At 73.0% G+C, this 11179-nt stretch carries 12 protein-coding genes; 2 read left to right on the forward strand and 10 right to left on the reverse strand.

Translation table 11 applies throughout. The features are described 5' to 3' along the window. The first annotated feature begins 301 nt into the window (after positions 1-301). On the forward strand, positions 302-985 hold the full coding sequence (locus tag ACFV5H_RS31630; RefSeq protein WP_385059141.1) for an SCO3374 family protein: 684 nt from the start codon (positions 302-304) through the stop codon (positions 983-985). Here ACFV5H_RS31630 and ACFV5H_RS31635 read toward each other — a convergent pair. From ACFV5H_RS31635 to ACFV5H_RS31680, 10 genes are all read right to left on the reverse strand, one after another. Next, positions 964-1299 (reverse strand): Lsr2 family protein, encoded by a 336-nt coding sequence (locus tag ACFV5H_RS31635; RefSeq protein WP_385059139.1) that lies wholly within the window; start codon positions 1297-1299, stop codon positions 964-966. The genes ACFV5H_RS31630 and ACFV5H_RS31635 overlap by 22 nt on opposite strands. 199 nt (positions 1300-1498) lie before the next feature. Then, a complete protein-coding gene (locus ACFV5H_RS31640) occupies positions 1499-2032 on the reverse strand; it encodes an amino-acid N-acetyltransferase (RefSeq protein WP_385059136.1) in 534 nt (177 codons plus the stop codon). Positions 2033-2041: 9 nt separating this feature from the next. Further along, on the reverse strand, positions 2042-2443 hold the full coding sequence (locus ACFV5H_RS31645; RefSeq protein ID WP_385059149.1) for a BlaI/MecI/CopY family transcriptional regulator: 402 nt from the start codon (positions 2441-2443) through the stop codon (positions 2042-2044). 136 nt (positions 2444-2579) lie between these two features. Next, positions 2580-2756, reverse strand: a complete 177-nt coding sequence (locus ACFV5H_RS31650) for a hypothetical protein (RefSeq protein WP_385059134.1) — start codon at positions 2754-2756, stop codon at positions 2580-2582. A 27-nt stretch (positions 2757-2783) separates the two neighbouring features. Then, entirely contained in the window at positions 2784-3380 is a 597-nt protein-coding gene (locus tag ACFV5H_RS31655) for a hypothetical protein (RefSeq protein ID WP_385198354.1), read from the reverse strand. An 800-nt stretch (positions 3381-4180) separates the two neighbouring features. Further along, positions 4181-4978, reverse strand: a complete 798-nt coding sequence (locus ACFV5H_RS31660; RefSeq protein WP_344567221.1) for a type III pantothenate kinase — start codon at positions 4976-4978, stop codon at positions 4181-4183. An 8-nt stretch (positions 4979-4986) separates the two neighbouring features. Next, complete coding sequence (nadC, locus tag ACFV5H_RS31665) at positions 4987-5961, reverse strand: carboxylating nicotinate-nucleotide diphosphorylase (RefSeq protein ID WP_385059062.1); 975 nt, start codon at positions 5959-5961, stop codon at positions 4987-4989. Positions 5962-5966: 5 nt separating this feature from the next. Then, positions 5967-7676, reverse strand: a complete 1710-nt coding sequence (locus ACFV5H_RS31670; protein ID WP_385059051.1) for an L-aspartate oxidase — start codon at positions 7674-7676, stop codon at positions 5967-5969. Next, a complete protein-coding gene (gene panC / locus ACFV5H_RS31675; protein ID WP_385198355.1) occupies positions 7673-8671 on the reverse strand; it encodes a pantoate--beta-alanine ligase in 999 nt (332 codons plus the stop codon). The genes ACFV5H_RS31670 and panC overlap by 4 nt, the downstream gene beginning before the upstream one ends. 70 nt (positions 8672-8741) lie before the next feature. Further along, positions 8742-9680 carry a Rossmann-like and DUF2520 domain-containing protein gene (locus tag ACFV5H_RS31680; protein WP_385198357.1) on the reverse strand — a complete coding sequence of 313 codons (939 nt, stop codon included), beginning with the start codon at positions 9678-9680 and terminating at the stop codon, positions 8742-8744. A 196-nt stretch (positions 9681-9876) separates the two neighbouring features. On the opposite strand from ACFV5H_RS31680, the gene ACFV5H_RS31685 reads away from it, so the two are divergent. Continuing rightward, the gene (locus tag ACFV5H_RS31685) at positions 9877-11097 is read left to right on the forward strand and encodes a threonine aldolase family protein (RefSeq protein ID WP_385198358.1); all 1221 of its coding nucleotides are present in this window, start codon (positions 9877-9879) and stop codon (positions 11095-11097) included. The last annotated feature ends 82 nt before the right edge of the window (positions 11098-11179 follow it).

Below are 11179 nucleotides of genomic sequence, written 5' to 3' on the forward strand. Positions count from 1 at the left end.
CACGCCGACATCTGCTCCAACCCGATGGTGCGAGACGATGTTCCCGCAGGCCAGGCAGTTACCCCCTTCGCCAGTACGCCCATGGCGAACGGGAGACGTCCCGCCCTGCGTGTCGCCCCCTCCCACTAGGGATGTCTTACCCGCTGCTACGGACAGTCCATGCCGAGTGCACGGGTTCCCTCCGCTACGGGCGAACAACCTTGCGCCTCCCCGCACCCCCGCACGCCCCCTTGTTCGACACCCCCCGCTTACACGTGAGCACCCAGCGTAACCCGGAGGGCGCCGGGACGTTGCGCCGGGCATGGCTCGGACCGTCGCTCCCGCAGTGCCGTTTCCCCACCGGCCGCTCACGCCGGACGACGACGAGGTGCGGCTCTGGTACGAGAACGCGCTGGGGTGGCCCACAGTGCCCGGGGTGCCGGTGCGGCTGGTGGTGGGGGTGTGCTTCGACGTCCTGGACGTGCCCGCGGAGGCGGGGTGCGCGGCGCTGGAACGCCTGGGGCGCTCGGGAGGACTCGGGCGGGGGTTCCCGGTGGCCCTGCGGGACGGCCGGATGAGGCTGCTGGTGGCGGCGGGCAGCGCGGAGGAACTGCCGGGGCTGCTGGAGTGGCTGGAGTGGGGTGCGCTGGGGCTGGACCTGGTGGCGATCGGCGCGGGAGGTCTCATGGACGCTCCCTGGCCTCCGGGCGCCGCCGCCGGCGGTGACGCCGGCCCCGCCGCCCGGTCGCTCCCCCTGGGCCGTGACGGATCGCAGGGGGCCGCCGTGTGGCTGCGGCCCCCCGAGCCGGGACGCGGGGCCGAGGCCTCGCTGCCGACGCTGTCGGCGATGGGCACGAGAGGTGGTGCGAGGGGGGACCGGGACGTCCCCCCGGATCTCGTGCGACTGGTGAACACGGTGGCGACACAGGTCCACCGGGTCCGGCTGCGGCGTGCGTGCGCTGCCGCCGCCGTACGGGCCGACGGTCAGCCGTTGGCCTTCTCGTAGGCCTCGCGGATGGACGCGGGGACACGGCCGCGGTCGTTGACCTCGTAACCGTTCTCCTTCGCCCACGCGCGGATGGCCGCGGTGTCCTGGCTGCCGCCGGAAGAGGAACGCGCCTTTCCGCGCCCGCCCGAAGCGCGGCCTCCGGTACGACGACCGCCCTTCACGTAAGGATCGAGAAGGCCGCGGAGCTTGTCCGCATTGGCGGTGGTGAGATCGATCTCGTACGTCTTGCCGTCCAACGCGAACGTCACGGTCTCGTCCGCCTCGCCGCCGTCGAGGTCGTCGACAAGAAGGACCTGAACCTTCTGTGCCACCGGATTTCCTTTCATCGATAACTTGAGGGCCGGGGTGTGCCGGCGTCCGCCGTATCGCCGCCCCTTGTTATATCCAGTACTGCAGTACTCCGGAAAGCAAACCGCTTTTGCCGTAAAAACACAAACCCCTGACGGAGACCCGCTGCCCGCACCCGGCCCGGAAACGTGCGCGTTTCGGACATAGGGCACCGCGCGCAGATCACAGATGCAGAAGCATCCGGCTGTTGCCCAAGGTGTTCGGTTTCACGCGTTCGAGGCCGAGGAACTCCGCGACACCCTCGTCATAGGAGCGCAGCAACTCCGCGTACACATCGGTGTCGACGGGTGTCTCACCGATCTCCACGAAGCCGTGCTTGCCGAAGAACTCCACTTCGAAGGTCAGGCAGAATACGCGCCGAACACCGAGCCAGCGGGCGGTCTCCAGCAACTTCTCCAGCAACCGGTGTCCGACGCCCGCGCCCTTCAGGCCCGGCTTCACGGCGAGAGTGCGGACTTCCGCGAGGTCTTCCCACATCACGTGCAGGGCGCCGCAGCCGACCACCTCCGCGTTGTCGTCCCGTTCCGCGACCCAGAACTCCTGGATGTCCTCGTAAAGCGTCACCGTTGCTTTGTCGAGCAGGATGCGCCCGCGGACGTAGGCGTCAAGGAGCCGGCGGACGGCGGGGACATCGCTGGTGCGGGCCCGTCGGACCGTGATGGCTTTTGCGGGGACTTCGGGGCTGTCTGCGGACATGGGCGGACGCTATCGTCCGCCCCGGCCCTCTGCCGAGCCGGGGTTCTCCTCGGCGGGGGTTTCCGGGAGCTGGACGATGCGGACCGCGTCGGTGAGAGCCTGACGCTGTTCCTCGCTCATCATGCCGAAGAACGCGACGAGAGCGGCGGCGGCGTTGTCGCTCTGCGACCACGCCTCGTTCATCAGCGCGGCGGCGTAGGCGGCGCGAGTGGAGACCGCCTCATATCGATAGGCCCTGCCTTCCGCCTCTCGGCGCACCCAGCCCTTCTGATGGAGATTGTCCAAAACGGTCATCACCGTGGTGTACGCGATGGACCGTTCCTTCTGAAGATCTTCCAGGACTTCCCGAACGGTCACCGGGCGGTTCCACTTCCACACCCGCGTCATGACCGCGTCTTCGAGTTCTCCCAATGGGCGAGGCACAACTCAGAACAATACTGGCGGATCCGGGTAATGGCGTGCCGGACGGGCATGATCGTCGTCAAACATGAACAAAAAGGGCGTACGACCTTGGGTCGTACGCCGGGGGCGGCTGGGGTCGGGCCGGTCAGGCTTCGGTCTTGGGGGAGGGCTGGGAACCCTGCACCCGCGCGAGGGCCGCGTCGACCGCGGCGTCCTCCTTGGTCTTGTTGGCGCCGCCCTGGGTCTTCACGATCACCCGGATCACGCCGATGAAGAGGACGGCCATGACGGCCGGGGGGAGGAGCGCGGAGACGTAGTCCATGGGTCCAGGGTAGGGCAGCGGGGGTCGTCAGCCGGCGGCCAGGTGCCGGTCCGAGGGGGGCGGGGTGGGTTTGCGCCGGGGGAAGACCTCGCCGGGGGTGGGGATGGGGCGGGCGGGGTCGGGCGCGGGGGCGGGAGTGGGGTTCGGGGCGGGGCCGGGGGCGGGGCTGGGGGTGGCCGGCTTCCGGGACGGGTCCTGCTTCTTCCGCGGGTCCTCGGTGGCCGCACGGCCTCCTGGGAGGGCCAGGAGGAAGGTGCGCCGGCAGTGGCGCAGGAGGGCGGCGGCGGTGGGATTGCCGCGCAGGGCCCGGAGGGCGGCCAGGTCGTCGGGGTGGGGGCGGTACCCGGCGCCCAGCGCCTCCTCCAGGAGCGTGAGGTAGCCGGCGGCGGTGCCGGGGAGGGCCGCGCGGTAGCGGCCGAGGTCGGCCAGGAGGAAGGCGCGCAGCCGGGCACTTTCCCGCGTCGCCTCGTCGAGGTCCGTGGCGAGGCGGAGGCAGTCCTGGAGGTCGTCGGCCGAGGCGGGGGTGGGGGTGGGGCACAGGGCGAGGGCGAGAGCGCGGCGGAGCACGCGCAGTTCCTCCGCGCCGAACGCCATGCCGCCGCGGGGTCCGTAGGGCGTGGGCATGCTGCGACGATACGCGCTAATCAGACAAACACCGCGTATGGGGCAGGTGTGGCGTGGGGCGCCACCCGGGTGGGTGGGATGCCTGCGGTGCGGCTTTCGGTCCGGTGGGTGGGATGCCTGCGGCGCCGCTGTTCGCCCCCGGTGGGGGTGCGGGTCTTGTGCCCTCGGCGCCGCCACGGTCCCGGTGCGGGTCTTGTGCCTGCGGTGCGGCTTTCGGTCCGGTGGGTGGGATGCCTGCGGCGCCTGTGCGGCTCGGGTGGGGGCTTGGGTAGCGCCTGCGGTCGGTGGGTGGGTCGGGGCCGGGTCGGGGGTGTCCGTCCTCGGACTGGCGCGGAACAGGTCACTTGGAGGGGTGGGCGGCGCGGACGCGCCAGCCGCTGCGGGCGGCCACCCCCGCCCCGTCCCCTTCCCGCCGTACGCGACTGCCTACCCCCGCCGCCCCGTCCTCTGCGGGCAGCCGTGCCGCATGCCCCGTCCTCCGCGGGCAGCCGCCGCTGCCGCCGTTTCCGCGGGCAGCCACCACCCCGCCCTCCGCGGGCAGTCGTGCCGCTGGGGCGGCACGGGTGGGCGGTGGGGGTACCTCCCGCTCGAGCGAAGCCGAGAGTGGGGGGAGGCACCCCGCAAGCGCCGGGCAGCGCGAACACCCCCCCCGGCCCACACCCACGCCGGGGCACCCCGCAAAGCGTGCCGGGCCGCACGAACACCCCCGGGCCGTATCAACGCCGGGCACCCCGTACCGCACCGGACCACAACAGCGAGGGGCACCCCGTACCGCACCGGGCCGCGCAGGCACCCGCACGTCACAGACGCGACACGTTCCGTTCGTACACCAGGCGCAGACCGATCAGCGTCAGCCACGGCTCGTGCTCGTCGATGACCGAGCTCTCACCCAGCACCATCGGCGCCAGCCCACCCGTCGCGATGACCGTCACGTCCTCGGGATCGTCCGCCAGCTCGCGAGCCATCCGGTTGACCACGCCATCGACCTGACCGGCGAATCCGTAGATGATGCCGGACTGCATCGCCTCGACCGTGTTCTTGCCGATCACACTGCGCGGACGCGCCACCTCGATCTTCCGCAACTGCGCACCGCGGACGCCGAGCGCCTCGACGGAGATCTCGATGCCGGGGGCGATGACCCCACCGACGTACTCCCCCCGCGCGGAGACCGCGTCGAACGTCGTCGCCGTACCGAAGTCGACGACGATCGCCGGTCCGCCGTAGAGGTCGACCGCCGCGACCGCGTTGATGATGCGGTCCGCGCCGACCTCCTTGGGGTTGTCGGTGAGGATCGGCACGCCCGTCTTCACGCCCGGTTCCACCAGGACCGCTGGGACGTCTCCGTAGTAGCGGCGCGTCACCTCACGGAGTTCGTGCAGGACGGACGGGACCGTCGCGCAGATCGCGATGCCGTCGATGCCGTCGCCCAGCTCGTCGCCCAGCAGCGGGTGCATGCCCATCAGGCCCTGGAGCAGGACCGCGAGTTCGTCGGCCGTGCGGCGCGCGTCCGTGGAGATGCGCCAGTGTTCGACGATGTCGTCGCCGTCGAAGAGGCCCAGGACGGTGTGCGTGTTGCCCACGTCGATCGTCAGCAGCATGGCCGGTCCTACTCCGCCGCTCGCAGGTCGAGGCCGATGTCGAGGATCGGCGAGGAGTGGGTGAGGGCCCCCACCGCCAGGTAGTCGACGCCCGTGTCCGCGTACGCCTTCGCGTTGGTGAGGGTGAGGCGGCCGGAGGCCTCCAGGGCGGCACGGCCGCCGACGAGGGCCACCGCCTCCTCGCACTCGCCGGGCGTGAAGTTGTCCAGCAGGATCAGGTCGGCGCCGGCGTCCAGGACCTCGCGGAGCTGGTGCAGGGTGTCGACCTCGACCTCGATCGGGACGTCGGGGAAGCGCTCGCGGACCGCGTCGAAGGCCTTGGCGACACCGCCGGCGGCCACCACGTGGTTGTCCTTGACCAGGGCCGCGTCCGAGAGGGACATGCGGTGGTTGACGCCGCCGCCGCAGCGCACGGCGAACTTCTCCAGGCTGCGCAGGCCGGGGGTCGTCTTGCGGGTGTCGCGGACCTTCGCCTTGGTGCCCTCCAGGGTGTCCGCCCACGCGCGCGTGGCGGTCGCGATGCCCGACAGGCGGCACAGCAGGTTCAGGGCACTGCGTTCCGCGGTGAGGATGTCGCGGGTGCGGGTCGTGACGGAGAGCAGGGTCTGGCCCGCCTCCACGCGGTCGCCGTCCTCCGCGTGGCGTTCGACCTCGAACTCCTCCGTGCACACGACCGACATGACCGCCTCGGCGATCCTCAGGCCCGCCACGGTGCCCGCCTCCCGCGCGGTGAAGTCGGCGGTGGCGACGGCGTCCTCCGGGATGGTCGCGACCGTCGTCACGTCCACACCGTGGGCCAGGTCCTCCTGGAGGGCGACGTTGGCGATGTCCTCGACCTCGACGGGGTCGAGGCCGGCGTCGGCCAGGAGCTGGGCGAGTGCGGGGTCGAGGCCGCACTCCAGGTAGGTCTCCTCGTCGGCGCCGCAGGCGCAGCCGTCGCCACAGCCGCCGGAGGGAACGAGGGGAAGGTCGGGGGTGGTCACTGCTGTCACTGCTCCTGGGCCTGGGTGAGGGTCGGGGGGAAGTCTGTGGTGTCGGTGGTGTGCTCCGCCAGCGATCGGTCCGGATTCAGCCGTACGACGATGTGGCGGCGCCAGGTCGTGTCGTCGCGCTCGGGACGGTCCTCGCGCCAGTGGCAGCCGCGGGTCTCCTCGCGCCGCTGCGCGGCGGCGACCAGGACGCGGGCCACGCACAGGAGGTTGGTGGCCTCCCAGGTGTCGACGCCGGGCTCGGCGGTCTTGCCGTTCTCGTCGAGGGCGTCGCGTGCGTCGGCGTGGAGCCGGTGGAGACTGTCGGCGGCCTGGGAGAGGGAGGTCGCGGAGCGGAGTACGCCTGCTCCCCGGCTCATGATCCGCTGGACGGTGAAGCGGGCCTCCGGGGGGAGGAGGGGGTAGGCGGGGCGCTCCGTGACGGGGAGCGGTTGCGGCACGCGCGCGTGGAGGGTGTTTCCGGCGCGCGCGATGTCGGCGGCGATGCGCTCGGCGTAGACCAGGCCCTCGAGGAGGGAGTTGGAGGCGAGGCGGTTGGCGCCGTGCACGCCGGTGCAGGCGACCTCACCGCACGCGTACAGGCCGGGCACGGTGGTGCGGCCGTGGGAGTCGGTGCGGACGCCGCCGGAGGCGTAGTGGGCGGCCGGGGCGACCGGAACGGGCTCGGTGACCGGGTCGATGCCGTGCGCGCGGCAGGCGGCGAGGATCGTGGGGAAGCGGTGCTCCCACATCTCGGCGCCGAAGTGGCGGGCGTCGAGGTACATGTGCTCGGCGTCCTGCTCCCGCATGCGGCGCATGATGCCCTTGGCGACGATGTCCCGGGGCGCGAGTTCGGCGAGTTCGTGCTGCCCCTGCATGAAGCGCACGCCGTCGGCGTCCACCAGGTGGGCGCCCTCGCCGCGCACCGCCTCGGAGACCAGCGGCTGCTGGCCCTCCGCCTCGGGTCCGAGGAAGAGCACCGTCGGGTGGAACTGGACGAATTCGAGGTCGCTCACCTCGGCGCCCGCGCGGAGGGCGAGGGCCACGCCGTCGCCCGTGGAGACGGCGGGGTTCGTGGTCGCCGAGAAGACCTGGCCCATGCCGCCGGTCGCCAGGACCACGGCGGGTGCGTGGACGGCCCCCACGCCGTCGTGCTGGCCCTCGCCCATGACGTGCAGGGTGACGCCGGCGGTGCGGCCGTCGGCGTCGGTGAGGAGGTCGAGGACGAGGGCGTTCTCGATGGTGCGCATCCCGCGCGCGCGGACCGCCTCGACGAGGGCGCGGGAGATCTCCGCGCCGGTGGCGTCGCCGCCCGCGTGGGCGATGCGGCGGCGGTGGTGGCCGCCCTCGCGGGTGAGTTCCAGGCCGCCGTCGGTCGACTCGTCGAAGTGCGCGCCGGTCGCGATGAGGCGGCGTACGGCGTCGGGCCCCTCGGTGACGAGGATGCGGACCGCCTCCTCGTCGCACAGTCCCGCGCCGGCGACCAGGGTGTCGTCCAGGTGCTGCTCGGGGGTGTCGCCCTCGCCGAGGGCCGCGGCGATGCCGCCCTGGGCCCAGCGGGTGGAGCCGTCGTCGAGACGGGCCTTGGTGACGACCACCGTCGTCAGGCCGGCGGCCTCGCAGCGCATGGCGGCGGTGAGGCCGGCGACGCCGGAACCGACGACCACGACGTCCGCGTCGATGGACCACCCGGGCGCGGGCGCATGCAGTCTTATGCCTGTGCTGGTCACGAGGCGGCTCCGAAGGTTCCGAAGGTCAGGGGGATGTTGTCGATCAGGCGGGTGGTGCCCACGCGGGCGGCCACGGCGAGGACGGCTTCTCCGGTGAAGTCGTCGCCGATCTCGGTGAAGTCGGAGGGGTCGACCAGGGCCAGGTAGTCCAGGTCGAGGGGCGGCGTGAGGCGGGCGGCCTCGTCGAGGACCAGGCGGGCGGCGGCGCGGACGGCCACCGGGCCGCCGGCGGTCGTGGCGACGGCGTGCGCGTCGGCCGCCGCGCGGGACTCCCCTATGGCGCTGAGCGCCTCGGCACGCGCGCGCGTGGAGGGCACCTCACTCGCACGCGCGCGCAGCGCCTGCTGGGCGGCGTGCCGGTCGCGGCCCGCGAACAGGGCCTGGGACAGGGCGAGCGCGGTGCGCCGCTCGGCGGGCGAGAGGTAGCGGTTGCGGCTGGACAGGGCGAGCCCGTCCTCCTCGCGCACGGTGGGGACGCCGACGATCTCGACGCCGAAGTTCAGGTCCCGCACCATGCGGCGGATCAGGGCGAGCTGCTGGGCGTCCTTCTGGCCGTACAGCGCGAGGTCGGGGCGGGTGAGGTGGAGCAGTTTGGCGACGACGGTGAGCATGCCGTCGAAGTGGCCGGGGCGGACGGCGCCCTCCAGGCGTTCGCCCATGGGGCCGGCCGTGACGCGGACCTGGGGTTCGCCGCCCGGGTAGACCTCGTCGACGGACGGGGCGAAGACGGCGTCGGCGCCCGCCTGCCCGGCGAGCTCGATGTCGGCGTCCAGGGTGCGCGGGTAGCGGTCCAGGTCCTCGCCCGCGCCGAACTGCAGCGGGTTGACGAAGACGGTGACGACGACCTCTCCGCCGGGACCGGCGATGCCCCGCGCGGTGCGGATCAGCGTGGCGTGGCCCTCGTGCAGGGCACCCATGGTCATCACGACGGCGCGGCGGCCGGTACGCGCGCGTGCGTGCAGTTCGGCGGCGGTGCGCAGCAGGGTGGCGGTCATCGGGTGACTCCGTTCCGGGACGCGCGCGTCGTCGCGGGGGTGGGGTGGGCGGGGTGTCGGGGTGTGCCGCTCATCGGTCCTCCCCCGAAGTGCTTCCGGTGCCGTCGGCTCCGTCGGCGAGCACTCCGAGGAGGTCCTCGGCGAGTTCCGGTTTCAGCAGGCCGTGGGCGAGGGCCCGGTCGGCGGTCGCGCGGGCCATCGCCAGATAGCCGGCGACGGCCCCCGGGGCGTGCCGGCGCAGCTCGGTGACGTGTGCGGCGACCGTGCCCGCGTCACCGCGCGCGACCGGGCCGGTGAGGGCCGCGTCGCCGGAGCGCAGGGCGTTGTCCAGGGCGGCGCCGAGCAGCGGGCCGAGCATCCGGTCGGGGGCCTCGACACCGGCGGTGCGCAGCAGTTCCAGGGACTGGGCGACCAGGGTGACCAGATGGTTGGCGCCCAGGGCGAGGGCCGCGTGGTAGAGCGGGCGGTTCTCCTCGGCGATCCATTCCGGCTCGCCGCCCATCTCGACGACGAGGGCCTCGGCGGCCAGCCGCAGCTCCTCGGGGGCGGTGACGCCGAAGGAGCACCCGGCGAGGCGCTGCACGTCGACGGGGGTGCCGGTGAACGTCATCGCGGGATGCAGGGCAAGCGGCAGCGCGCCGGCCCGCAGGGCGGGGTCGAGCACCTTCGCGCCGTACCGCCCGGAGGTGTGCACCAGTAGCTGGCCCGGCCGCACCGCGCCGGTGTCGGCGAGTCCGGAGACCAGCTCGGGCAGGGCGTCGTCCGGGACGGTCAGCAGGACCAGTTCGGACCGCTGGAGGACCTCGGCGGGCGGCACCACCGGCACGTCGGGGAGCATCTGCTCGGCGCGCCTGCGGGAGGCGTCGGAGACGGCGGAGACGGCCACCGGGCGGTGCCCGGCGAGCTGGAGGGACGCGGCCAGGGCGGGGCCCACGCGTCCGGCGCCGACGACGCCGACGGTGAGCCGCGCGGGGCGGTCCCGGGGATCTGGCTGTGGGGTTGTGTTCACGCGACGGCGGCCTTCCCGTTCCAGTCCGCTCGGGGTACCGGACGATTTCTCGTCATGTTAACGCGATCGGTTCCGGAGGCGGTCGGTTGTCCACAGGCTGTGGGTTTCCGTGCGCCGTCGTGGCACACGCGCGTGCGGAAATGTGCGGCGGGCGCGCGTACGGAAATGTGGGTGCCCGCGCGGACGGGGGCGGGGGATGATCGCGCGCATGAGTGATACCGACGGCACGAGTGACACCACGACGGTGCGGGACGAGCGGGAGTCCGGGCAGGAGGCGGACGACGCGGCGCGGCCGACGTCGCGCGAACGGCGGATCGCCGCCTGGCGCGCCGCCCCGCGTGTGCTCGCACGCCTCGGCTTCCTCGCCCCCCTCTCGGAGCGGCTGGCCCTGCTGGAGGCGGCGGGGAGTGTGTACGACCTCGACGAGACGTCCGACATCTACGGCAACGGCGTCGTCGAGGCCCTGGAGAAGCGGGTCGCCGGTCTGCTCGGCACCGAGGCCGCCGCGTTCTTCCCGACCGGGACGATGGCCCAGCAGGTGGCGCTGCGCTGCTGGGCCGGCCGCACCGGCGACCCGGCGGTCGCGCTGCATCCGCTCAGCCACCCGGAGGTGTACGAGCGGAACGCGTTCAGTCAGGTCAGCGGGTTGCGGCCGGTGCGGATGACGAGCGAGCCCCGGCTGCCCACCGCCGAAGAGGTCCGCGACTTCGAGGAGCCCTTCGGGGCGCTGATGCTGGAGCTGCCGCTCAGGGACGCCGGTTTCGTGCTGCCCACGTGGGAGGAGCTGACCGAGGTGGTGGCCGCCGCGCGGGAACGCGAGGCGGTCGTGCACTTCGACGGGGCCCGGCTGTGGGAGTGCACCGAGCACTTCGGCCGGCCGCTGGAGGAGATCGCGGGCCTCGCGGACAGCGTCTACGTGTCGTTCTACAAGTCCCTCGACGCCTACGGCGGCGCCGCCCTCGCCGGTCCCGCGAGCCTGATCGAGGAGGCGCGGGCCTGGCGGCACCGGTACGGGGGCAACGTCTTCCAGCAGTTCCCGACCGCGCTGTCGGCGCTGATCGGACTGGAGCGGGAGCTGCCACGGCTGCCGGAGTACGTCGGGCACGCGCGCGTGGTGGCCGCCGCGCTGCGGGAGGGCCTGGAAGCAGGGGGACTGCCCTGGTTCCGCGTCCACCCCGAGGTGCCGCACACCTATGACTTCCAGGTGTGGCTGCCGTACGACGCGGATGTGGTCGCCGAGATGGCGATCCGGGCGGCCGAGGAGACGGGAACCGTGCTCTTCGCCAACCACTGGGATCCGAAGGGGCCGGGGTTGTCCCTCACGGAGGTGTACGTGCGTTCCGCGGGGCTGGAGTGGACGGCCGAGGACGTACGCGCGGCGGCGCTGGAGTTCGCGCGGCGGCTGCTCCGGGCCTGAGGGTTTCTTCGCCCCCGCCGCCCCTTCCCGTCCCGACCTGGGGCTCCGCTCCTCAAACGCCGGAGAGGCTGAGATCCAGCCG

Origin of the sequence: Streptomyces sp. NPDC059787 (genome assembly GCF_042732315.1) — a bacterium.
Taxonomy (GTDB): Bacteria; Actinomycetota; Actinomycetes; order Streptomycetales; family Streptomycetaceae; genus Streptomyces; species Streptomyces atrovirens.